Source organism: Alteromonas aestuariivivens (assembly GCF_003367475.1).
Taxonomy (GTDB): domain Bacteria; phylum Pseudomonadota; class Gammaproteobacteria; order Enterobacterales; family Alteromonadaceae; genus Alteromonas; species Alteromonas aestuariivivens.
The window spans coordinates 14486-37584 of sequence record NZ_QRHA01000013.1 but is presented as its reverse complement, the minus strand read 5'-3'; the positions used below and the strand labels follow the sequence as shown (position 1 = coordinate 37584).

At 52.2% G+C, this 23099-nt stretch carries 19 protein-coding genes; 12 read left to right on the top strand and 7 right to left on the bottom strand.

Annotated elements, in window-relative coordinates:
• Positions 1-314: 314 nt before the first annotated feature.
• Entirely contained in the window at positions 315-1859 is a 1545-nt protein-coding gene (locus DXV75_RS15230) for a hydroxymethylglutaryl-CoA reductase (RefSeq protein WP_115594282.1), read from the top strand.
• Positions 1860-1925: 66 nt separating this feature from the next.
• On the opposite strand, the gene DXV75_RS15225 is transcribed toward DXV75_RS15230, so the two are convergent.
• The 5 genes from DXV75_RS15225 to DXV75_RS15205 form a co-directional block, all read right to left on the bottom strand.
• Positions 1926-5261: an amidohydrolase family protein gene (locus tag DXV75_RS15225; RefSeq protein ID WP_115594281.1), complete on the bottom strand. Its 3336-nt coding sequence runs from the start codon at positions 5259-5261 to the stop codon at positions 1926-1928.
• A 111-nt stretch (positions 5262-5372) separates the two neighbouring features.
• On the bottom strand, positions 5373-6938 hold the full coding sequence (locus tag DXV75_RS15220) for a response regulator (RefSeq protein WP_245953257.1): 1566 nt from the start codon (positions 6936-6938) through the stop codon (positions 5373-5375).
• Positions 6939-7001: 63 nt separating this feature from the next.
• The gene (locus DXV75_RS15215; RefSeq protein WP_115594279.1) at positions 7002-8150 is read right to left on the bottom strand and encodes a hypothetical protein; all 1149 of its coding nucleotides are present in this window, start codon (positions 8148-8150) and stop codon (positions 7002-7004) included.
• A 132-nt stretch (positions 8151-8282) separates the two neighbouring features.
• Positions 8283-8741, bottom strand: coding sequence for an NfeD family protein (locus DXV75_RS15210; protein WP_115594278.1), 459 nt, complete (start codon positions 8739-8741; stop codon positions 8283-8285).
• On the bottom strand, positions 8738-9679 hold the full coding sequence (locus DXV75_RS15205) for an SPFH domain-containing protein (protein ID WP_115594277.1): 942 nt from the start codon (positions 9677-9679) through the stop codon (positions 8738-8740). The genes DXV75_RS15210 and DXV75_RS15205 overlap by 4 nt, the downstream gene beginning before the upstream one ends.
• Positions 9680-9952: 273 nt before the next feature.
• Between DXV75_RS15205 and DXV75_RS15200 the strand changes: the two genes are divergently transcribed.
• Positions 9953-10651, top strand: coding sequence for an SDR family oxidoreductase (locus DXV75_RS15200; RefSeq protein WP_115594276.1), 699 nt, complete (start codon positions 9953-9955; stop codon positions 10649-10651).
• Positions 10652-10853: 202 nt separating this feature from the next.
• Here the strand turns inward: DXV75_RS15200 and gorA are convergent, their stop codons facing one another.
• Complete coding sequence (gene gorA, locus DXV75_RS15195; protein ID WP_115594275.1) at positions 10854-12203, bottom strand: glutathione-disulfide reductase; 1350 nt, start codon at positions 12201-12203, stop codon at positions 10854-10856.
• Between the two features lie 168 nt (positions 12204-12371).
• On the opposite strand from gorA, the gene prlC reads away from it, so the two are divergent.
• The 7 genes from prlC (at position 12372) to DXV75_RS15160 (ending at position 19661) form a co-directional block, all read left to right on the top strand.
• On the top strand, positions 12372-14408 hold the full coding sequence (prlC, locus tag DXV75_RS15190; protein WP_115594274.1) for an oligopeptidase A: 2037 nt from the start codon (positions 12372-12374) through the stop codon (positions 14406-14408).
• Positions 14405-15094, top strand: a complete 690-nt coding sequence (locus DXV75_RS15185; RefSeq protein ID WP_115594273.1) for a DNA-3-methyladenine glycosylase I — start codon at positions 14405-14407, stop codon at positions 15092-15094. The genes prlC and DXV75_RS15185 overlap by 4 nt, the downstream gene beginning before the upstream one ends.
• Before the next feature lie 66 nt (positions 15095-15160).
• Positions 15161-15952, top strand: coding sequence for a bifunctional demethylmenaquinone methyltransferase/2-methoxy-6-polyprenyl-1,4-benzoquinol methylase UbiE (ubiE, locus tag DXV75_RS15180; protein ID WP_115594272.1), 792 nt, complete (start codon positions 15161-15163; stop codon positions 15950-15952).
• Complete coding sequence (locus tag DXV75_RS15175; protein WP_115594271.1) at positions 15952-16593, top strand: ubiquinone biosynthesis accessory factor UbiJ; 642 nt, start codon at positions 15952-15954, stop codon at positions 16591-16593. Before ubiE ends, DXV75_RS15175 begins: the two co-directional genes overlap by 1 nt.
• A 3-nt stretch (positions 16594-16596) precedes the next feature.
• Positions 16597-18243, top strand: a complete 1647-nt coding sequence (gene ubiB / locus DXV75_RS15170) for a ubiquinone biosynthesis regulatory protein kinase UbiB (protein ID WP_115594333.1) — start codon at positions 16597-16599, stop codon at positions 18241-18243.
• Between the two features lie 342 nt (positions 18244-18585).
• Entirely contained in the window at positions 18586-18795 is a 210-nt protein-coding gene (gene cspE / locus DXV75_RS15165; RefSeq protein WP_115594332.1) for a transcription antiterminator/RNA stability regulator CspE, read from the top strand.
• Between the two features lie 167 nt (positions 18796-18962).
• Positions 18963-19661, top strand: a complete 699-nt coding sequence (locus DXV75_RS15160; RefSeq protein WP_115594270.1) for an aldo-keto reductase family protein — start codon at positions 18963-18965, stop codon at positions 19659-19661.
• A gap of 39 nt (positions 19662-19700) precedes the next feature.
• Here the strand turns inward: DXV75_RS15160 and DXV75_RS15155 are convergent, their stop codons facing one another.
• A complete protein-coding gene (locus DXV75_RS15155; protein ID WP_115594269.1) occupies positions 19701-20669 on the bottom strand; it encodes a PLP-dependent cysteine synthase family protein in 969 nt (322 codons plus the stop codon).
• Positions 20670-20787: 118 nt separating this feature from the next.
• Between DXV75_RS15155 and DXV75_RS15150 the strand changes: the two genes are divergently transcribed.
• From DXV75_RS15150 to DXV75_RS15140, 3 genes are all read left to right on the top strand, one after another.
• Positions 20788-21261, top strand: coding sequence for an Lrp/AsnC family transcriptional regulator (locus DXV75_RS15150; protein WP_181898447.1), 474 nt, complete (start codon positions 20788-20790; stop codon positions 21259-21261).
• A gap of 37 nt (positions 21262-21298) precedes the next feature.
• Complete coding sequence (locus tag DXV75_RS15145; RefSeq protein ID WP_245953256.1) at positions 21299-22483, top strand: acyl-CoA dehydrogenase; 1185 nt, start codon at positions 21299-21301, stop codon at positions 22481-22483.
• A 181-nt stretch (positions 22484-22664) separates the two neighbouring features.
• Positions 22665-23090 carry a DUF6524 family protein gene (locus DXV75_RS15140; RefSeq protein WP_115594268.1) on the top strand — a complete coding sequence of 142 codons (426 nt, stop codon included), beginning with the start codon at positions 22665-22667 and terminating at the stop codon, positions 23088-23090.
• Positions 23091-23099: the final 9 nt, after the last annotated feature.

Below are 23099 nucleotides of genomic sequence, written 5' to 3'. Positions count from 1 at the left end.
CCTATTCGGCTAGCTGTGAATGGAATCGGGCATTACTTCGTATTGCCTTTTTCCGGTCAGTATCCTTACTGACAGCACCAGACTACTTTAAAAGTCAGTTCAATGGCTTCAAGACTCAGGACGAGGGAGAATTTAATGCTTCAAATCGGTGATTTGTCCCATTTTTGAAACAGATGTCCCAAATTTGACAGCGCTGAATTTGCCGACAACTATAGGATTTGAATAAGCAGCGCAATTCAGGAACCGATTGCCTGCTGCGGTTAACTGTCAGGTTAACCCGCTACTTTAAAAATAAATCGAATAAAGGAATTCTCATGTTTGTACCCAAAATGCTACTCAGACAGCTGTATACCCATGGCAGCCTCACCAAAACGCCGGACGGCATCTGCTTTACCCTGAAAAACCGGTTAAAGGATGCTGTAATTCGGGAAATCCAATTTGTGAGCCTGGACGGCGAAATCTTCTCTCCTGATCAGATTCTGGTCCAGACCGGATCTGAGTCACAAATCAAAGCCAGTGAACTGAACCAGCGCGGGCCAACGCCTTTTGCTTTGCGCGAGGAAATTACGCTCACATTGCAGATCGATGCCGAAGTCAGCCCTGAAAAGCGCAACCTGGAAGTGTGTTTTGTAGCGTCGCCGTTTGGCAAGCTGAGCTTTGATGTTCAGGACAATGTGTCTGAATCCGGCAGCAGTACCCGACATATTCCCCGCGATGTACACGATGACTATCAGCCGGAAATCATTGCCGAGAGGCAACGCTACTTTGAGTCGTTCAGCCAGCACACACTGGATCATGTTGGTCGTTACTCTGTTGATCCCGGCAGCCTGAAAGGAAATATCGAACATTTTATCGGAGTGGCCCAGGTTCCTATCGGTATAGCCGGGCCTTTGCATATAAATGGCGAGCATGCCCAGGGAGAGTTTGTAGTGCCTTTGGCGACTACCGAAGGCACGTTGGTGGCGTCGTATAACCGTGGCATGAAACTGTTGAATATGAGTGGCGGGGTGACGGCAACCGTGGTTGACGATGCAATGCAGCGCGCGCCTGTTTTTGTATTTGAGAATGCCCGTGGTGCGAGGGACTTCGTGGCCTGGGTGAATGCCAATATTGAGACTATCCGCGAGCAGGCCGAGTCCACATCGTCAGTCGCGAAGCTGACCTACATTGATAACTTCCTGTCGAATAAATTTGCCTTCTTGCGTTTCAATTACCGAACCGGAGATGCCGCAGGGCAGAATATGGTAGGCAGGGCAACTTTTGCTGCCTGTGGCTGGATTCTGGACCACTATCCCGGGGTCCAGAATTTTTATCTCGAATCCAATTTCGCCACAGATAAAAAAGCATCCCAGATAAACATCATGCGCACCCGGGGAAAAAGGGTAACTGCCGAAGCGACTATTAAACGCGAGCATCTGCTCAACGTAATGCGGGTGGAGCCCAAACAAATTGATTATCACGGGCGCGTGGCCGGAGTCGGGTCGTTTTTATCCGGGGTGAACAATACCGGACTGCATTCACCCAATGGCATCACCGCCATGTTTATCGCCACAGGGCAGGATGTGGCGAATGTGTCAGAGTCTTCTGCAGGAATTATGTACTCGGAATTGACCGATGAAGGGGATTTGTATATTTCGTTGACTATACCCTCTCTGATTGTGGCGACCTATGGTGGCGGCACCGGAATTGGTACTCAAAGAGAGTGCCTGGAAATGCTGGATTGCTATGGGCGTGGCAAGGTTTACAAATTTGCAGAAATCGTGGGCGCTGTGGCACTGGCAGGGGAAATATCACTGGCGTCGGCAATTTCCTCTTCCGACTGGGTCTCGTCTCATGAACAGTACGGCAGAAACCGCTAGCCTGCCCCGGAAATAAAAAAACGCCCCGGAATATCAGCGGGGCGTTTTATTTAAGCGCTTACTATCTCAGTGTTGCCAGTGATATTTATGCGCTTTGGCGCTGACTTCAGAGCGGGTTTCTTCCGGCATAAAGGTCGCATTGTCCTGTTCGAAGAAGAAGGAGGGACGTTGCTTACTGCTGCCGATTTCGTTCATTGTCGCAGCATCGTATATTCGCCCGTTAAGGACGGTATACGAAACATACTCGCTGCGCCGAATATCAGACAGCACTGTGCCGTCGGTTACTACCAGGTCGGCCAGCTTGCCGGTTTCGATACTGCCAATGTCGCCACTCATGCCCAGATGGCGTGCTCCGTCTATGGTACCGCCGCGCAGTGCTTCCCAGGGGGTGAAGCCTCCCTGAGCCATATGCCATAACTCCCAGTGTGCTCCCAGCCCTTCGCGCTGGCCGTGGGCACCAATGTGCACAGTCACGCCCTGATCGCGCAGTTCTTTGGCATATCGGGCAACGGCAAAGTGATTGTACTGGTTGTCCGGAGCCGTTGGCCGGCGAATGGCGCGTTCATCCAGCAGGAAGGACGGTGTATACCGCAGCAGGCGGGCATTCTTCCACACCTCGGTACGATCATACCAGTATTCCTCACCCATCAGGCCACCATAGGAAACGACAAAAGTAGGGGTGTAACCGAATCGGGTTGCTTTCCACAGCTGGGAGACGTCGTCATAGCCTCTGGGAATGGGCAGGCTGTGCTCAAGGCCCGTGTGCCCGTCAACCAGCATGGTCATGTTCTGCTGGAATTTACCGCCGCCCTCCGGCACTACCATCATTTGCTGATTATGAGATGCCCACAGTACCTGCTGGCGCTGATCACGGCGTGGCTGGTTGTAGCTTTTTACCGAAATGGCTCCGCTTTCCTTCAGGCGCTCTACGTGGAAGAAGGCGTCCTCGTAGCTGTTGATAACCGCTTTGTAGCCCAGGGATTCAGCGCCGTAGAGAATTGCACCGGTTGAATAAATCCGCGGAGCCAGGATGTTGCCGGTGCGCTGCAGTTCGGCTGCGGCGAAAATCTCAGTGGTATCATTGGACGGATCGTGGATGGTGGTAACGCCAAAGGCGAGATTAGAGTACTGGTTCCAGTTCTGCTGTGGGATGATCTCATTGCGACCCTGAGCACCATGGGCGTGTGTATCAACCAGCCCGGGGAGCACCGTTTTGCCGCTCACATCCAGAATTTGAGTATCATCGGGGATAGCGACATTGCCCATCTTTCCTACTGCTTCAATGCGGTTATCCTTTATTAGCACCACCCCGTTTTCAATGACTTCCTGTTGCCTGTCGGCGTCGCGCATGGTCACTACCGTGCCACCAATTAGGGCTTTGTAGCCTTTTGGCTTGTCGGCATCAACCTGAAAGGACAGATCCATCCCTTCCTCTTCCGGCTCGGGCAGAGGGTCGGGGCTGCCTTCGACAAATTTGAACGCATCCTTCAGAGCACGCTCAAAATAATAAGGGCCATGGAACCAGCCAACAGAATCGTTGCCGGGGCTCCAGTTGAGGTATTCCCCAGCCTGGGCAGATAGTTGTCTGACTGGCAGAGACGTCATATCCGGGCCGAGATTCAGGGTTTTGCCATTGTCTAAAAACGGTGCGGCGTAGGTTTTGAACTGGTGAACAAAGGCAACCCATTTGCCGTCGTGCGATAAGCGGTATTCACTGATTTTGTCAGCGCCGTACAAATGGGTACGCTTGTCTTCGCCGTTGAGGTCGACGCTGCTCAACTGGGTTTCGGGGTAGGGTTTGCCACTTACCGATTCGGTGAAGTAAATCCGCTCACTGCTACCGGCGAAATGTGGCTCGAATCCGGAGTCGGCAACTTTGGTTTCAGTGTCGGAATCCAGGTCAATGACGTACAACCCGGGGTTTAGCGAGTATCTTGGAGCGAGCAGGTACCCGCCGGTGAATTTGCGATAGGTGACTTTTTTACCATCTGGCGAAAAGCTGGGTTCCACATAGTGACCGGGCTGCTTGGTGATGACTTTGCCTTTGCCGCCGCGGGCAGGCACGATGCGAACCTGCCCCAGCTCCTGATCGTTCCAGCTGGTGTACACAATGTATTTGCCGTCGTTTGAATATCGGGGAAAGTATTCGTCGTGATCGCTCTGTTTGGTCAGGCGGTGGATTTTGCCGGATTTTATGTCACGCACATACAGCTTGCCCAGTGCCTGGAACAGCACTGATTTGCCATCTGGTGATTTCTGTGACCAGCGGATCATGCGCACATCGACTTGGTCCGGAGCCACAGCCACATTAAAACGTAGTGCATCGGCAAACTGGACTGTCGCCTCTACCGATACCGGGATGTCGCTAATATTGAGGTTGTCGATGTTGATTTTATGAAAGTTACCGGCTGTCCAGTAAACCAGTGCGGAAGAATCCGGCAGCCAGTCAAAATAGGCAAAGTAGCCCTCCGAACCAAAGCCTTCCTGCATGTCCCTCTCCAGTGTCAGAGTCAGAGCTTTTTCTTCACCATTGGTGAGGTCTTTGACGAACAGGCCGGTTTTGTTTTTTACCCGGCGTACAAAAGCCAGATACTTGCCGTCGGGGGACGGAGTGGGGACAACGGCACCGCCGGTACCACTGACAAAACGGCTCTCTTCACCGGTTTCGCGGTCATAGCGGGTGATGGCAAAAATGCCCTCAAGCGGGTCCCGATTATAGTCAAAGCGGCTGCCGGGCACGGTATTTTCGGTGTAGTAGAGGTACCTGCCATCGTGGGAAAACACCGGGTCTGCTATGTTTTGCTGATCACGCTGGCCGTTTACCCGTTCTTTTATGGCAACACCATCACCACCGGCTTTGTGATACATCCAGATCTCACCGGCGGGAATGCTGCGGCTGGACATAATGCCTTTGGTTGCAACCAGATAATCACCATCCGGGCTCCATTTGGGGCTGTGAATCAAATTGGCCTTTTCCTGGGATATCTGTTTCAGGTTAGTCCCGTCGGTATTCATTACCCAGATGTTCGATACTCCCCCGCGGTCAGAGATAAAGGCAACTTGACTGCCATCAGGGGAAAAAGAAGGGTGGATATTCCAGGCAAAATCCTGGGTCAGGGGCCTGGCGTCACCGCCTGTCACATCAACCAGGTAAATATCTCCCAGCATATCAAACACCATGGTTTTGCCGTCGGGAGAAATATCGAGGCTGGACCAGGTAGTCTGTTCGGTGCGAATGGTAACAGCATTCAGTTCGAATGGCGGGTTAAGTACATCCCAGTTTTCGGTATCGTAGCCGGATGTGCTATCTGTCGGGTTCTGTGCGCTGGCAGTGGCAGGCACTATTCCAAGCAGCACGGCGAGCGCTGAAGCGCCCAGCCAGTTTCGTGTGGCAGTCGTCATTTTAGTTATTCCAAGCCAAAGAGTGTCTGAAAACCAATAAGGTAATAGGCCAGTAATCAGATTGCAAAAGCGAAGCGTTGAGTTGCACAATCGCTGCTGTGTGACCCGGTGTCAGTGCAGATCGGGATATTGTCGGCGGATGGCGGCAAATTCACTGATGTGGTCAATCAGAATATCGACCAGTCTGGGTTCAAAGGCCTGCCCGCGTTTTTGTTCAAAATAGCGAATGATATCGTCCATAGGCCAGGGCTGCTTGTAGCAGCGACGGCTGCCAAGGGCATCAAACACGTCTGCAACCGCGGAAATTCGCCCGGCGATGTGAATGTCTTTGCCGGCCAGCCCCCTGGGGTAACCCCCTCCGTTCCAGCATTCGTGGTGCTCAAAGGCAATTCGTGCTCCGAGTTGAAGGATGGGATTGGCGGAATCTTTTAGCATCTCATACCCAATTTCGGCGTGAGTGCGCATGATGTTTGACTCCTGGGAGGTATGACGACCGGGCTTGTTCAGAATGACATCAGGAATACCCACTTTGCCGACATCATGAAGGGGTGAGGCCAGTCGAATCATTTCCGCTTCCTGTTCGTCCAGTCCATAGTACTTGGCCAGCAGATAGCTGCAGTCTGCCACCCGGCGTACGTGGCTGCCGGTTTCCTTGGAGCGCACTTCCACCGCTTCGCCGATGATATACGACAGTTCCTTTTGGGATTCCCGAATGGTTTCCCGGAGTTTGAGGTTTTCGTGAGCCACCGCAAGGTTGTGGGTGAAATAACCCAGCAGGTGATGCTGAACGGGCAGCAAAGGCCCCTCATGGGCTACATAAAGCAGACTTTCGGTGCCTTTTTGTGTGGCATAGTAACCCACAAAGCAGTGGGGAGACTGAATTGAATGTTTTTGTTTTAGCGCCAGCTCCAAGCCGGTTCGAATGTGGGGCTTAACATCCTGAATATCAGTTGCAAAACCCAATGTGGCGTTGGGGTTGGCGGCCAACAGCGTTAAATCAGACAGCGCGCCAGTCTGGCTTTCACTGGTCGCCGCACAACAAACAATATTGTGTGCTTCGAGTTCCAGTACCACTGCAATCTGGTCCAGCAGACTGCTGGCAAACTGTTGCAGGGAATCGCATTCAATAAAATGGGTAGTGGCCGCAATGATTTTTTCCAGCCCCAGGCGGTGATGCTCAAGTGTGCTGATATCCCGAAAGCCGCGCAGCGCGGTGTACAACATTGATTTAAGCCGCAAGGCGGTTAATTCGGTTTTACTTTTATAGTCGTTAATATCGTAATCCCGAATGACATTTTCTTCAGGCGCCTCTCCTGGCTGGCCGGTACGAATGATGAGGCGGATGGCGTGATTGTTCAGTTTTTCTCTGATCCAGCGGATGAGTTCCAGGCCGGCGTGATGCGTTTCCATTACCACATCTATCATGGCAACGGCGATTTCATGACGCGGAGCCTGCTGCAGAATTTTCTGTGCCTGCCCGGCAGAGCGGGCAAACAACAACTCAACTTTGCGCCCATCAAAGGTGAAATCCTGTAATACAAGTTGAGTGACGTGATGAACTTCTTCTTCGTCGTCAACCAACAGAATAACCCACGGGGGCGATTGCGCTCCCTGCTCGTCCGGCTCATCGTCCTGGGCGAAAACCAGCTCGTCATCCTGCATGAAATACCATCGCATTATTGCCACAATACTTTGAATATAGAATAGGTTAGTAAGTTGTGCTTAATTCCGGTTGGCCTATTAGTCAGCCGTGCTTGAGAGCGTTGAAATTCGCTGAAGGGTGCCGTTGCCACAATGTGTGCGGTTGAGCGCATTCCATACGCGCTCGCTGGTTGCTACTTTCACAACGCTTGCAGGATCGGATAAGTACACCAGAGGCATAGGTGTTGTTGACGGGCATTTTCGTACACTGACTCTGTCGTCATAGTTAAAACGCAGCTTGGTAATATCAAGGCTGGGCGACACGGTGCCGCCGGAGTTGGCAAACAAAGGCAGGTTGTAAACCCGGCCTACATACCGGTTACCCTGCGTGATATCAATGTTGTTGAGGGTGGCGGTAACGGGCTCCTTGTCTGACCACCCAAACTGGAACGGGGATCCATTCTGGTTATGCACAATCCTGACGTTGCGGATGACCATATCCCGGTAGATTTTGATACTGTCGTCCCAGGTATCAATGAACACGTCCTCAATCAACGTTCCTTTTCCACCGCCGATGCCATCTGAATTGCTTGAGTAATCAGGGGCTGGCCGGGTATTGAGGATGTCGATATTGTTGATCTCCAGAGCCTGCCTGAAAGCGGTGATAGCATAGGTTCTGGGGTTTTCTAAAGTCATGTTTTTAAAACGATAATGGCCTTCGGTCGGGGCATCCAGTGCAACGCTGATAGCACCAAATAACCACTTTTCACAATCGTGAGCGCGATCGTCTCCGGCAACCGCTGCAGGTTGGGTTGGAGTCTTACAGGACGTGCCTTGGTCTTCCACACCATTTGGGCCTCTGGCCCAGGCTTTGGTATTAGTGCCAAAAATGCGAGAGGTTTTTCTGTTCCTGCCCTCAATAGTGATGGGCGCAGTGACCCGAAAATGACCATGTACGGTGACGTCTTTCTCGATAATGATGTGCCTGATTTCAGGCGCTACGGTCCAGTAAAAACCTTCCAGATCATCATCCATCTCTCCGTTGGTGAAACTTGAAAAGGTTACGGAACGGCTAATACGAAACGTGCCCCTGTCAGGTTCCCATTGTGCACCGGATCCGATCAGCGATGCAGGAGTACCCAGCGGAAAGGAGCGTTCTGTGGTGCTTTCTGCGCATCCTGTGTTGCTGAAAAAAAGGGTACACAGTATCAACTTGCCAAATTTGGATTGGCGGAACAGGCGGTGCATGAGGAGGATTCCGCAGCTTAGAGAGATTATGTAATACTATATTAATTTTTTGTGGAGGTGAACGTTGATAAGTAGCATGGCCCGCTCTGCCAACGGGCCAGTAAATTCTGAAAGCAGGAGGTGGTGGCGATACTAGCTATCCTGAGCCGCAATTACAAACACCCCTACCTGAACTTCGATTACCTTTACCCGGGTGCCTTTGGGGAGCGCGCTGTTACTGTGAAGTTTCCACTCTATGCCTGAATAACGGTAACTGCCCGGGTGTTGTGGAGAAACCGCGGCATCAAGCACAAAGCTGTGACCAACCATGTCGCTGGTAACCGGTTTTTTCTCGACCCGATTTTGCATTGTGTTCAGCGGTTTCCAAAGTATTAGCGCTGACAAAACGGTAATGAGGGACGTGCTCATAACCGCAGAGAGGACGCTGGCTGGGATCAGTGCCTGGTGAATCAACCCGGACGTAATGAGTAATCCAATACCAATGAAGAACAGGAAAAAAGTCGCAAAACCCAGCACCCACACTTCTATCGCCAGCAACGCCAGTCCGCTGACAGCCAGGAATTGCACCAGGTGCTCGTTTAACCAGTTCATGCGCCGCCCTTATTCATTTGCTGAATGATGCTGGTGGCCTGGGCGACCAGCGCACTGGCTTCGGTTGCGCCGTCGGGCAGCAGTACCACCGAAGATTCCTTGGCGATCGCGCGCTTGGCTTCAATTGCCTTGGTGGCCAGGTCCAATTGAATCGCCTTCTGGCCAGCTTCGGTGTTAGCGGCGTCACCTACCTCGCGCAACGCTTTGGCCTGGGCTTCTGCTACCGCCATGATTGCCCGGGCCTCACCTTCGGCTTTCAGGATCTGTTCTTCCTTCTCCGCTTCGGCGGCCAGCACCACGGATTGTTTTTCCCCTTCGGCGCGGTTGATGGCAGCCTGCCGGTCGCCTTCGGATTCCAGTATCTGCGCCCGCTTAACCCGCTCGGCCTTCATTTGCGCTTCCATCGCTTCCATTACCGAGTTGGGTGGCACAATGTCCTTAATTTCGTAACGCAGAACCTGGATGCCCCACGGGCCGGCAGCTTCGTTTATCGACGCAACAATATTGGTGTTGAGCAGATCCCGCTCTTCGAAAGTTTTGTCCAGTTCCATTTTACCGAGCTCTGACCGCATGGTGGTCTGAGCCAGTTGGGTAACGGCAAATACATAGTCGTCGACTCCATAAGTGGCTTTGTAGGGGTCCAGCACCCGAAAGTACAGCACGCCATCCACATGCAGTGAAATGTTGTCCTTGGTGATGGCGCTTTGCTCAGGCACGTCCACCGCTTGCTCCTTTAGTGAACGATCGGCAGCCACGCGGTCGATAAACGGCATGATAAAATTCAGGCCCGCTTCTTTGGTGGACTGGTACTTGCCAAATCGTTCAATCAGATATGCGCGGTTTTGCGGTACGAACTTAATCGATACCTTGACCATAATGATCACAAACACCAGAAACAGGGTTTGCGGGGTGAGTAAATAATCGAAAATTAAATCCATTCTGAAGCTCCTGAACATTCTCACTCAATGGGTTTTGAATTGACTGTGTTGGGAGCCAGTTGCCGTTGTGGTCATCGGCGCCAGTAGACAAATCAAACCAGTGGACGGACCATTAATACCAGCATTTGCAACAACTTGCACTGTATTTAGGGGGCGTTTTAGGTAAGTTTTATGGCTATCAATGATGCTGTCAGATTTAGCAGAACTAACCGCGTTGTTGTCGGCAATCTGCTAATAATGTACATATAAATTCACTATATAGGGAGGGAGAGCATGACAAGGCCCCTGTTAATTACCGGCGCATCGTCGGGCATAGGGCGTGAACTGGCCGTGCAGGCGGAACAGCGTGGTGTTTTTCTCAGCCTGTGCGGGCGCAATGAGCAAAAACTCGCACAGACGCAGGACATGTTGCAATACCCGCAAAAAGCGTTTTGCCGGGCATATTGTCTTACTGCTCAGGAAGCTCTTGACGAATTCGTTGAGCAAGCGGTGCAGCAACATGGGCCGGTTTCTGTACTGATTAACTGCGCGGGTTTGAATAACGTGCGCGCACCGGGAGCAGAAACCACAATCCAGCAGATGGAAGGGCTGATGCAGGTGAACTGCTATGCGCCCATCGCCTGCATTCAGGCTGTGTTGCCTTCCATGTTACAGCGGGGCTGTGGAACTGTAGTCAACGTTCTGTCAACGGTTTGTTTGTACGCAAACCCCGGCATTGCGGCTTACACCGCCAGCAAAGCTGCTCTTGATGGCTACACCAAGGTCATGCGTAAGGAACTGAAAGGTCAGAACATTAAGTTTATTTCGGTATACCCCGGGGGAGTGAACACCGAGTTTCGTGAAGCCGACCGCCCTCAGTATCTGGAAGCCGGTGAGGTGGCTAGGGCGATTCTGAATCTGCTGGATACGGCTGAAAAAACCCATATTCATGAGTTGGTTATTCGTCCTCAGGCCGAGGACAACTTTTGTTAGGTAGGCCTGCTGGCACTGTGACTTTCAGCGATTCCGTCATATATCGGGAGAACGCCATCGAAGGCACCAATGAAAACGGTGGCACCATTGTGCAATCCACCTAATTTATTGAAAAATAGCCTTTGTTTGAATAAGGTTTGATGGGTGGGAAGTGGGCTCGGAGCCATTCCGAAGCCCACGTCTAAACTCCAACATGGCGTGATCAGGTCATAGTCACAAATTCTTCCCCGCTGGTGGGATGGATGGCTACACAGTTGTCGAAATCCGCTTTGGTTGCGCCCATTTTGATCGCTACGGCAAAGCCTTGCAGAATTTCGTCCATGGCAAAGCCAATGCCGTGTAAACCAACCACTCTTTGTTCTTTACCTACACATACCAGTTTCATTTTGGTGGCCTGGCGATGCTGGGTCACTGCGGTATACATGGCTGCGAAGGAAGAGGTATATACACTGACTTCACTGTCACCATATGCGGATTTTGCCTGTTGTTCGGTCAGCCCTATGGTACCGATGGGCGGATGGCTGAATACCACCGTCGGGATCATGGAATAATCCATATGTGCCTCGCTCTGGCCATTAAACAGCCGTTCGCTGAGTAGCCGTCCGGCTTTGATGGCAACCGGGGTCAGTTCCGCCTTACCAATAATATCCCCCACAGCGTAGATGCCGCTGGCATGGGTATTCTGATATTTATCCACTTCAATATAGCCTTGCCCGTTACGCACAACAGAGGTGTTTTCCAGCCCCAGATTGCCGGTATTCGGCGTTCTGCCAATCGCCCAGATCAGGCAGTCCGTGGTGAGAGTCTCACCATTGGACAAATACACCGCCAACTCTGTCGCCGACAGCCGTTCTACCTTGTTAACTTCGGCGTGGGTGTGCAGCGTCGGGCCTTCCTGTTCGATGATTTCGACCAGGGTTTCATGCACGATGGGGTCAAAATGGCGCAGCGGCGCATGGCGGCGCACCACCAAGTGAGTTTGGGTACCTAGGCTGTGCAGCACTCCGGCGAGTTCTACGGCGATGTAGCCTGCCCCGATAACGACGGCGTTTTGGGGTTGTTCCTTAAGGGCAAAGAAGCCATCGGAATCAATGCCGAGCTCTGCACCCGGAATATCCGGAATAAGCGGCGTGCCGCCGGTGGCGATGGTAATGTGCGGAGCGGTGTAGCGCTCGCCGTCAACTTCAATGACGTGTTCATCCACAAAGCGGGCGAAGCCTTTTATCCAGGTGATCTTATTGGCAGCCAGTACTCTGTCGTAGGACCCGTGAATGCGTTCGATATAGGCCTCGCGGCTGGCAACAAGGGTTGCCCAGCTGAACTGGTTGACGGTGGTGTCAAAACCATAATCCGGGCCGTATTTGTGGATGGCTTCGGCTATCTGGGCGCCGTACCACATGGCTTTTTTGGGCACGCAGCCCACGTTTACGCAGGTGCCGCCAATGGCTTTGCCTTCTATCAGGGCAACCCTGGCACCGTGTTTGGCAGCGCGGTTTGCAGAAGCGATACCGCCACTGCCACCACCAATGCAAATGTAATCGAATTCTTTCATAGCCAACCCGCTTAGGAAGTGAGGGCGGTATTCTGACACAAAATCCTCAGTGCCGAAATGAAAGGGAAGCAGCAACACCTTGTCTGGACGCCCTTGTAAAAATGTGTGCGCACCCTTATTTCAAATGGCATAAGATGAAACCCAACTTCAAGGCAAAGTGAGAATTCAATGACCACACCGGCAATCGAACACACAGAGGGGCTGCCCATTTTTTCAGGTATCGACCCTGAGCACATCAAACCGGCAATAGAAAAAGCCATTGAAGCCTGTAAAAACACCATTGAGGAAGTGGTCGCGTCGGGCGACTACAGTTACCAGAATCTGGTCATGCGCATTGAGGAAATTGACGATCGCTTAAGCAAAATGTGGTCGCCGGTGTCACATATGAACTCTGTCGTCAGCAGTGATGAGCTGCGGGAAGCACACGACTCCTGTCTGCCTTTGCTGTCAGAGTACGGTACCTGGGTGGGGCAGCACGAAGGTCTGTTCAAAGCCTACACCCAATTACGTGAAAGCGAAGAATACGCAGGTCTGGAACAGCAGCAGCAAAAACTCATCGACAATACCATTCGTGATTTCACCCTTTCCGGTGTGGCGTTACCCGCCGAGCAGAAAAAGCGTTATGCCGAAATTCAGGCGCGCCTCAGTGAGCTTTCTTCCACGTTCAGCAACAATGTGATGGATGCCACCATGGGCTGGACCCGACACGTGGCCGATAAAGAGGAACTGGCCGGGTTGCCGGAATCGGCACTGGATGCTGCCGCCCAAGCGGCCCATGCCAAAGACCTGCAGGGCTGGCTTTTCACCCTGGACATTCCTTCCTACCTGCCGGTTATGCTGTATGCCGACAACCGGGCGCTGCGTGAGGAAATGTACCGGGCTTATGCCACCCGTGCGTCTGATCAGGGGCCCCAGGCCGGCCAATGGGACAACACCGCCATCATTCAGGAAACCCTGGCGCTGCGCAGCGAGTTGGCCCGGTTACTGGATTTTGACAATTACGCCGAGCGCTCGCTGGCGACCAAAATGGCCGAATCCACCGATCAGGTTGTCACTTTTTTGCGGGATCTGGCGCACAAATCCCGCCCCCAGGCTCAGCGGGAACTGCAGGAAGTGCTCGAATTTGCCAAAGCCGAACACAATGTTGAAAGCCTTGAAGCCTGGGACATTCCCTATTACAGCGAAAAACTTAAGCAGGCCAAATACACCATTTCCGATGAAATGCTACGGCCGTATTTTCCGGAGGACAAGGTGCTGTCCGGTTTATTCGAAGTGGTACATCGCCTCTATGGCCTGAAAATCATTGAGCAGCCCGGCATCGATACCTGGCACAATGATGTACGTTACTTCACCATTACCGATGACGCCGACGTGATGCGTGGCAGCTTCTACTTGGATTTGTACGCCCGGGCCAAAAAGCGCGGTGGCGCGTGGATGGACGAGTGCCGCGTGCGCCGCCATACCCTCAACGCCGACCTGCAGTTGCCGGTGGCTTACCTGACCTGTAATTTCAATGCCCCGGTGGGCGATAAGCCCGCCCTGTTTACCCATGACGAAGTGGTGACTCTGTTCCACGAATTCGGCCATGGCATTCACCACATGCTTACCAAAATGTCGGTGGCCGGTGTATCGGGTATCAATGGGGTTCCCTGGGATGCGGTTGAACTGCCCAGCCAGTTCCTGGAAAACTGGTGCTGGCAGGAAGAGGCGCTGAATTTTATTTCAGGTCATTTTGAAACCGGTGAGCCTTTGCCTGAAGCGTTGCTCGAGCGCATGCTGGCAGCACGGGATTTTCAGGCTGCCATGCAAATGGTGCGTCAGCTGGAGTTCAGCCTGTTTGATTTTGTGTTGCATCAGCAGGACGGTGCCAGTGTGGATGTGCAGACGGTACTGAACCAGGTGCGTGACGAAGTCGCGGTTATCACGCCACCACAATTCAACCGCTTCCAGCACAGCTTCGGGCACATCTTCGCGGGTGGCTATGCGGCGGGTTACTACAGCTACAAGTGGGCTGAAGTGCTGTCTGCCGATGCGTTCAGCCGCTTTGAGGAAGAAGGTATATTCAACCGCGATACCGGTAATTCCTTCCTCCACAACATACTTGAAATGGGTGGCAGCCGCGAGCCGATGGATTTGTTTGTGGCCTTCCGTGGCCGCGAACCCCAGGTTGATGCCCTGCTGCGCCATAACGGCATTCGCACGTGACTGCCGAACGTTTTGACAGCATCTACCAGCGGGCAGCGGAACGAAAAGGCGGCAGTGCAGCGCTGGAAAGTTTGCTGTCCGCACCGCTGAACAAACAACAGGTGGCGGCGATCAGCAATGACCGCTTCCTCTCGGCCATGACCAAGAAGGTGTTTCAGTCGGGCTTTGTATGGCGGGTGATTGAGCAGAAGTGGCCGGATTTTGAGGCTGCATTTTTTGCTTTCGACATTGAAAAAGTGTTGTTGATGCCGGATGAAATGCTCGAACAGAGAGCTACCGACCCCAAAATAGTGCGCAACTATAAGAAGATCATGACCGTGCGGGACAACGCGCTGATGATCCAGGACGTGAGTCAAAAGCACGGTAGCTTTGGTCAGTTTGTGGCGTCGTATGAAGCGCACAATATTACCGAACTGTGGCAGTTCCTCAAGGAGCACGGTGCCAGGCTGGGCGGCAATACCGGCCCTTACATGCTGCGCAGTATGGGGGTTGACACCTTCCTGCTGTCGCAGGACGTGGAAGATTATCTGCGTAAACATGAAGTGTTTAGCGGCAGCCCCACCAGTAAGCGAAGCCTGGCTGCCATCAATGCTCAGTTTGCCGAATGGCAGCAACAAAGTGGCCGTCCTTTACAACACCTAAGCCTGATCCTGGCCTACAGCTGGGGGACTAACCATTCCAATTAGCGCTGTTGCTGACCAGCGCTTTTGGGTACACTTCGGGCAATCATACACAGACGTATCAGGAAGGTTATGAGCGATAACCCGGTTGTTTCAGACAATTCGCCACAGGCAAACCATCAAGCCGATCAAACCCACTTCGGGTTCAGGCAGGTCGAAAAATCGAAAAAGGCCTCCATGGTGGCCGGAGTGTTCGACTCGGTAGCCGCCAAATATGACCTTATGAATGACCTGATGTCGATGGGTATTCATCGCCTGTGGAAGCGTTACACCATCGATTGTTCCGGTGTTCGTGCCGGGCATAAAGTGCTGGATCTTGCTGGTGGCACCGGCGATCTGGCAGCCAAATTTTCCCGTCTGGTTGGCCCGACAGGCTCAGTTACCCTGGCAGATATCAATCACTCCATGCTGACGGTAGGACGCAATAAGTTGCGTGATATGGGGCTTATTTCCAACCTGGATTACGTTCAGGCCGATGCTGAAGCGCTGCCATTTCCGGACAACAGCTTTGACTTGGTGACCATGGCGTTTGGCCTCAGAAATGTGACCGAAAAGCAGAACGCACTCAATTCCATATTCCGAGTGCTTAAACCCGGCGGGCGATTGCTGGTGCTGGAATTCTCCAAACCCCAATCGGAGCATCTGAGCAAGTTGTACGATATGTACTCCTTTCACATTCTGCCCAAAATGGGCCAGCTGGTGGCTAATGATGCCGAGAGTTATCAGTATCTGGCGGAAAGCATCCGCATGCACCCGGATCAGGAAACCCTCAAAGGTATGTTTGAAACCGCAGGGTTTGAGCAATGCGATTTTCACAACCTAACCGGTGGCATTGTCGCCCTGCATCGGGGCTTTAAGTTTTAATGCCGGCACAGTCGCTGTTAACCGCAACGCTCGAGCAGGGCCTCAACCGCCTGTTGGCACTGGACCCCGATTCGGCGGATCGTCTCGCGAAGTTGCATGGTTACCGGCTGCTGGTGTTTTTGGAGCCTTTTCGTCGGGGCCTGGCATTGGCCTTTTCCGACAAGGTAGATGTGCTGGCATTGGAACATGAGCACTCGGCCACCGTCGCACGGCTGGGCAGCAATGAATGCTGCATTAAAACCCGCCTTGACGTACTGGGAGAGTTGTCCCAAACCAGTCAGTTGACCCGTCTGATCCAACAGGGAGCCTTGCAGGTCGACGGTGAATTGCAGATCGCCCAGCACGCCAGTAACCTGTTTCAGAGTCTGGATATCGACTGGGAAGAGCAGCTTTCCCGTTATACGGGGGATGTGGTTGCGCACCAGACCTTTGCGCTTGCAGCACACGCCAAAGAATCGTTGCTTGGCGTACTTGACAGAATTAACGCTGGAGTTGGCAACGCCTTGGTGGAAGAGAAAACACTGGCGGCCCATCGACTGGCGGTTATGCACTTTTCTGATGAAGTGGATCGGTTAAGGGATGACGTGGAGCGTCTGGATGCCCGCTTTTCACAATTACAAAAGCAATTAAAAAATACATAAATGATGCGCATTGTCAGGTTTTATCACATCAATAAGGTGTTGCTTCAGCACGGTCTCGATGAACTGATCCCGGACCGCCTGCTGCCTTGGTATGCCAAGGCTACGAGAAAGAGTCTGTTCTGGATCCGAAACCGGCATCGGGATAAAAGCACTGGCGCCCGCATTACGCTGGCCCTGCAGTCCCTCGGGCCGGTCTTCATCAAGTTTGGCCAGATGCTGTCTACCCGCCGGGATTTGCTGCCGCCGGATGTTGCCAACGAACTGGCCAGGCTGCAGGACAAGGTAGCGCCCTTTGATCGCGAACAGGCAAAGCAGATTATTAAGCGAGCGCTGGGCCTGCAATCGCTGAGCGAGCTGTTCAGCAGTTTCGATTCTGCGCCACTGGCTTCGGCTTCCATAGCTCAGGTCCATGCCGCCCGGCTTCGCGACGGCGGGCAGGATGTGGTTGTAAAAGTACTACGGCCGGGTATACGCGCCACCATTGATGCAGATCTTGAACTGATGTTCACACTTGCCCAAGTGCTGCAGCGCTGGCTTCCGGACGGCAGGCGTTTGCGCCCGGTAGAAGTGGTAAAGGAGTATCAGAAAACGCTGATCGACGAGCTCGACCTGCTGCGGGAATCGGCCAACGGCATTCAGCTAAGACGCAATTTTGAAGGTTCTGAAACCCTGTACGTCCCGCATATTTACAGTGATTATTGCCGCAAGAATGTCCTTGTAATGGAACGTATCTACGGTATTCCCATTTCTAATGTTGATGCGTTGCTGGCGCAGAATACCAACATGAAGAAGCTTGCCGAGCGCGGGGTTGAAGTGTTTTTTACCCAGGTGTTCAGAGACAGCTTTTTTCACGCAGACATGCATCCGGGCAATATTTTTGTTTCCACCCATGAGCCGCACAACCCACAATACATTGCCATTGACTTCGGCATTGTCGGGACACTGAATCGGGATGACAAGCGCTATCTGGCTGAGAATTTTATCGCCTTTTTTAACCGGGATTATCGCAAGGTAGCACAGTTGCATGTGGACTCGGGCTGGGTGCCGGGTGACACCAATATTGACGAATTTGAAGTGGCGATTCGAACCGTGTGTGAGCCCATTTTCCAGAAGCCGCTGGCAGAAATTTCATTCGGAAACGTGTTACTGCAGTTGTTCAACACAGCCCGTCGCTTCAATATGGTGGTACAGCCGCAATTGGTGTTGCTGCAAAAAACCTTGTTGTACATCGAGGGGTTAGGGCGGCAACTGTATCCCCAGCTGGATTTGTGGCAAACCGCCAAACCGTTTCTTGAGAACTGGATGCGTGAGCAAGTGGGGGCGGCGGCCATGTTTAAGAAGGTTCGGGAGAATCTTCCCTACTGGTCAGAGAAGTTACCTGAAATGCCCGATTTGTTGTATGACAGCCTGCAGCAAATGAAGAAGTTTTCGCAGCATCAGGAGCGTGCCCAGCGGGTTATGATCGGGCTGCAAAAGCGCGCCAACCACGCAGCCCATTACCGCACAATTGGGGCAACATTGCTCATAATTTCAGCGATCTTGCCGTTATATGATTCTTTTTGGCTAATTCCGTCCGGGCTTGCCACAGCCGGATTAAGCTGTTGGTTTGTAGCCTGGCGCCTGGGGAAAGCCCCCCGGGTTGTGGAGTGATCGCGGCCAATTTTCAGGCGCGCAAAATCAATACTGATTCGGCGAGTTTACACGCCGATCTGCAATTAACTGATTCACGGGTGTATTTTTTTTGTGAATCAGTGATATAGTGGGCCTGAGACTGGTTATCCGGGGCTATGCAGTGAATTTGCCCGGGCTTGCCAATCTCAGTCTTTAACTAGACGGATTATTTTGTTTTTGCATTGATGCAAAGCCGCGCAAGTTACCCGGTGACTTGTTGTATGTCATTTGCCCATCCCGACGTAAGACCTGAATAACTCGCTCTAATTAAAGGCGCAAGTCTGCGCAAGCGCGCGAGTTTAAGTGATATTTGAGGTCTACATGTCTAAAGTTACAGGCACCGTTAAATGGTTTAACGCAGATAAAGGTTATGGTTTTCTGACGCAGGATAGCGGCGATAAGGACGTTTTTGTTCATTTTCGTGCGATTGTTTCAGAAGGTTACAAAACCTTGGCGGAAGGACAACGCGTCGAGTTTGAAGTAGAGCAAGGTCAGAAAGGTTTGCAGGCTGCAAACGTAACGGCGCTCTAACTGACGAATTTTTAAAGCAGGGTGGATTGCGGTCTGCCCTGCTTTTCTTCCCACCCATTCACAAATACCCCCGAATAACACCCTTCTGATACTACTGACTTAACAATATTGCCACCTACCTGACGGTAGTTAGCGGGCTATGGGATTTAATGCTGTGCAGGAGTATTATGCCGGTCAACGAATCAATGTATTATCCTGTTCAGAACGCCATAAAAAAGGGCATCAAAGTGCAAGTCTGGAAGCGTCACACGATTAAAGCGATGGGACTGATCATGATGTTGGTCCTGCAGAGCTATGCACTGGCTCAGGATGTCGCCGTTGCCAAATTGTTTTCCAATCCCATAACGGAATCCGATATCAGCCCCACCGCAGATGAACTCAGCCAACTGGCTCGGGTCAATAAGGCCACAAAGGACATGGCATTGGCGCAATATCGCCACGGGCGTTTGTCTGAGTTGATAATTGACGCAGTTCTGGCTGATTTTGCCAGCCGCCAGGGTATCGAAACTGATCCGATACTGAAGCAGCGTTTCGTAGACAAGTTCAGGGCTCAGTACCTGTCGGTTGAAGGAGGGCAGAATAGTGACAAGCCGAGCATCTCGGAAGTCGCTGAAAAGCAGGTCAGGCGCTGGCAAATCGACAAGGCTCTGTACGAGCAATACAGCGGTACGGTAATTTTTCAGCAAAGTAATCCGCAGTTTCCGGTGCAGGCTTACGCAACTCTGCTCAAAGAATACCAGCATGCGGGAAAGTTTGAGATTATGGACAATCGCTACAGTGCTTTGTTCTGGAAAGCGTTTGAGCCACCGTATGCAATTGAATTGCCTGCTGAGCAGGTGGATTTCAGCACGCCCTGGTGGCTCTAGGAGTTCTGGCCCTGGGGCGCACTGAAAACGGCTCAGCAATCAGTCAAACAGCGGTGTGGAAAAATAGCGTTCAGCGCCATCTGCGAGAATGACCACAATATTTTTCCCCCTATACTCAGGTTGGCTGGCCAACTGGCATGCGGCATAGGCCGTAGCGCCGGATGATATTCCTACAGCCAGGCCTTCGAGCCGCGCCAGTTGCTGGGCCTGGGCAATGGCTACCTCGTCTTCTACGGTAATGATGCGGTCGTAACACTGGGTGTCCAGTACTTCGGGCACGTGCCCGGATGACAGCCCCTGAATATTGTGTACCCCACTTCTGCCCTCACTGAGCACCGGGCAGCGCGCAGGCTCTACTGCAACCACCTCGAGATTGGGTTGGTATTCACGCAGAGTGTGAGCCAGCCCCGTCAGGGTGCCTCCGGTGCCGATTCCTGCCACAATAACGTCTACCTTACCTTGTGTATCACGCCATATTTCTTGAGCGGTTGAAGCCCCGTGAGCGTTGGGGTTGGCCTGATTGGCGAATTGATCCAGCGATACCGCATGGGGATTGAGTTCTACCCGCCGTTTGGCCTCATCAATAGCTCCTTTGGTACCCAGCGCTTTGGGGGTGGTGACCACTTGTGCGCCGTAGTGACGGATAAGCTTTTGCCGTTCTATTGACATATGTTCCGGGATCACCACGGTCAGCGGAATATTGAACAGTGCACATAACCAAGCGCAAGCCACACCGTTGTTACCGGAAGATGCTTCAATGATTTCAGTTTGAGGCGAAAAATCATCCGATTCAATTAATGCCTGCAACATGGCGTAGGCCGGGCGGTCCTTGATAGAGCCGGCCGGGTTAAAGTATTCCACCTTTGCCAGTGGAGCTGTGTACAGCTCTGCAATGTTGGCCAGCCGATTCAGACGCACCAGCGGCGTATTCCCAATGGTTTGGGTAATACTGTCATAAATGCGAGGTATGCGTTCTGAAATGGAGGAAGTGTAGTGTTCGTCAAACATAGTAATTCTTCTGATTGTTGCCGTTATCTCCAGAATGCCAGTTTGATAAGAATTGGGTTGCTCTTTGTGGGTCAGCTTTGGTACTTTTTTGGAAAATAATTCTATTTAATGGTGAAATATGAAAAATATTGCTCTGGATGATACTGATAAGGCAATTTTGTCCTTGGTTCAGCATGATGCCGACCTGGCGCTTAATGACATTGCCGAGCAGGTTGGCCTAACTTCAACTCCCTGCTGGAGACGCATCCAGCGTTTGCAGCAACACGGTGTTATCTCGAAAAAAGTGGCCTTGCTCAGTGCTGAAAAGCTGGGGCTTGCGATGACAGTGTTTGTGCAGGTCAAGGCTGGCAGACACGATGGCAAGTGGCTGGATACCTTCGCCCGTCACGCGTCGGCTTTTGAGGAAGTCGTGGAGTTTTACCGTATGTCTGGAGAATTTGATTATCTGCTCAAAGTACTGGTCTCAGATATGGCCAGTTTCGACCATTTTTACAAGCGTTTGGTCAATGGTATTGATCTGAATGACGTAACCTCAAGTTTTGCTATGGAACAGATCAAATATTCTACCTGCGTGCCCCTGAACCATTTATGATTTGTGCCACCCTGCACAATAATAAGAGGAAACCTCAGTGAGTACGATCAATCACGCCCCTTGGGACGATATTTTGTTGCTGGAACACCAGTTGTCTGATGAAGAACGCCTGATAAGGGATACGGCCCGAGATTTCTGCCGGCAGGAACTGCAACCGGGCATTCTTGAAGCGAACCGCAACGGTTATTTTGATACCGGCATTATGAGAATGTTTGCGAAGCTAGGTCTTTTGGGGGCCACCATTGATGAGTACGGCTGCGCCGGCGTGAATTACGTCAGTTATGGCTTGATTGCCCGTGAAGTAGAGCGGGTAGACAGCGGTTATCGCAGTGCCATGAGCGTACAGTCTTCGCTGGTAATGCATCCGATATACACCTTTGGCAGTGAGCAGCAAAAGCAGCGCTATCTGCCCAAGCTTGCCAGTGGTGAATGGATTGGCTGTTTTGGCCTGACTGAGCCGGGGGCCGGTTCCGATCCGGCCAGCATGGTTACCCGCGCGGTTAAGGTCGATGGCGGTTATCGGTTAACTGGCAGCAAAATGTGGATCACAAACTCCCCTATTGCCGATGTGTTTGTGGTGTGGGCCAAAAACCAGGCTGAAAATGACCAGATTTGCGGGTTTATCCTTGAGAAAGGAATGACAGGTCTGTCTGCCCCGGAGATCACTGGTAAATTGTCGCTCAAGGCATCCATCACCGGTGAGATAGTAATGGACAACGTGTTTGTGCCGGAAGAAAACCTGCTACCTGAGGTGCGAGGCCTGAAAGGGCCGTTCAGTTGCCTGAACATGGCCCGTTACGGCATTTCGTGGGGGGCAATGGGGGCGGCAGAATTTTGCTGGCACGCCGCGCGCCAATATGGGCTGGACCGGATCCAGTTTGGCCGCCCTCTGGCGCAAACACAGCTGTTTCAGACCAAGCTTGCAAATATGCAAACTGATATAGCACTGGGGCTTCAGGGCGCTTTACGGGTAGGGCGCCTTATCGACGAGGGGAAACTGGACCCCACCATGATATCCCTTATCAAACGAAACAACTGTGGTAAGGCCCTGGAGATTGCAAGAATGGCTCGAGACATGCACGGTGGTAACGGTATTGCCGATGAGTTTCACGTAATGCGGCACATGCTCAATCTCGAAACCGTTAACACCTATGAGGGTACCTATGATGTGCATGGCTTGATCCTCGGCCGGGCCCAGACTGGGCTTCAGGCCTTTTACTGAATAGATGACAAAAAAGAATGCCGCCTGGTGAGTATCACGGCGGCAGTTAAGTCTCATACCTTCGCAATATTGCTCGCCCCCCCGATCCTGCCATATTTGAAAACTCGCCGGATGGCGTATATACCTTGTTAATATTCGGCGCTTGCGTGAGCGCTTTGTCCTGTTAAAAGGAGTGTGAAATATGGCTTCGGCTTTTAACGCGGGGGGCTTTTTGCGCAGGGTGGCATTTGCGCTGGCGCTGGTACTGGGGACTTACAATCCCACGCATTACTCGTTCGTCAGTTGGGTTACCGCAGAAGGAGTTGAATTCGGGCCGGTGATACTGATCGTGGGGGTGATTTTACTCATTGCCTGGATAATCTACCTGCGCGCCACATTCATGTCACTGGGATGGCTGGGAATAGCGCTGGGTGCAGCCCTTTTGGGAGGCATAGTATGGTGGTTCGTAGACATTGGATTACTGAGTCTGCAATCCGAGCACGCCCTGAGCTGGATTATTCTGGTGCTCATCGCTGTCATTCTTGCTGTTGGAATGTCCTGGTCTCACATTCGAAGAAACATGACCGGCCAGGTCGATACTGATGATTTGGACGACGGGCGAGGCTAGCCTGAGGGG

What these genes read in the sequence shown, in the direction of transcription:
- DXV75_RS15230 (WP_115594282.1), top strand. Translation starts at nt 315, where the DNA reads ATGTTTGTACCCAAAATGCTACTCAGACAGCTGTATACCCATGGCAGC.
- DXV75_RS15225 (WP_115594281.1), bottom strand. Translation starts at nt 5,261, where the DNA reads ATGACGACTGCCACACGAAACTGGCTGGGCGCTTCAGCGCTCGCCGTG.
- DXV75_RS15220 (WP_245953257.1), bottom strand. Translation starts at nt 6,938, where the DNA reads ATGCGATGGTATTTCATGCAGGATGACGAGCTGGTTTTCGCCCAGGAC.
- DXV75_RS15215 (WP_115594279.1), bottom strand. Translation starts at nt 8,150, where the DNA reads ATGCACCGCCTGTTCCGCCAATCCAAATTTGGCAAGTTGATACTGTGT.
- DXV75_RS15210 (WP_115594278.1), bottom strand. Translation starts at nt 8,741, where the DNA reads ATGAACTGGTTAAACGAGCACCTGGTGCAATTCCTGGCTGTCAGCGGA.
- DXV75_RS15205 (WP_115594277.1), bottom strand. Translation starts at nt 9,679, where the DNA reads ATGGATTTAATTTTCGATTATTTACTCACCCCGCAAACCCTGTTTCTG.
- DXV75_RS15200 (WP_115594276.1), top strand. Translation starts at nt 9,953, where the DNA reads ATGACAAGGCCCCTGTTAATTACCGGCGCATCGTCGGGCATAGGGCGT.
- gorA (WP_115594275.1), bottom strand. Translation starts at nt 12,203, where the DNA reads ATGAAAGAATTCGATTACATTTGCATTGGTGGTGGCAGTGGCGGTATC.
- prlC (WP_115594274.1), top strand. Translation starts at nt 12,372, where the DNA reads ATGACCACACCGGCAATCGAACACACAGAGGGGCTGCCCATTTTTTCA.
- ubiE (WP_115594272.1), top strand. Translation starts at nt 15,161, where the DNA reads ATGAGCGATAACCCGGTTGTTTCAGACAATTCGCCACAGGCAAACCAT.
- DXV75_RS15175 (WP_115594271.1), top strand. Translation starts at nt 15,952, where the DNA reads ATGCCGGCACAGTCGCTGTTAACCGCAACGCTCGAGCAGGGCCTCAAC.
- ubiB (WP_115594333.1), top strand. Translation starts at nt 16,597, where the DNA reads ATGCGCATTGTCAGGTTTTATCACATCAATAAGGTGTTGCTTCAGCAC.
- cspE (WP_115594332.1), top strand. Translation starts at nt 18,586, where the DNA reads ATGTCTAAAGTTACAGGCACCGTTAAATGGTTTAACGCAGATAAAGGT.
- DXV75_RS15160 (WP_115594270.1), top strand. Translation starts at nt 18,963, where the DNA reads ATGCCGGTCAACGAATCAATGTATTATCCTGTTCAGAACGCCATAAAA.
- DXV75_RS15155 (WP_115594269.1), bottom strand. Translation starts at nt 20,669, where the DNA reads ATGTTTGACGAACACTACACTTCCTCCATTTCAGAACGCATACCTCGC.
- DXV75_RS15150 (WP_181898447.1), top strand. Translation starts at nt 20,788, where the DNA reads ATGAAAAATATTGCTCTGGATGATACTGATAAGGCAATTTTGTCCTTG.
- DXV75_RS15140 (WP_115594268.1), top strand. Translation starts at nt 22,665, where the DNA reads ATGGCTTCGGCTTTTAACGCGGGGGGCTTTTTGCGCAGGGTGGCATTT.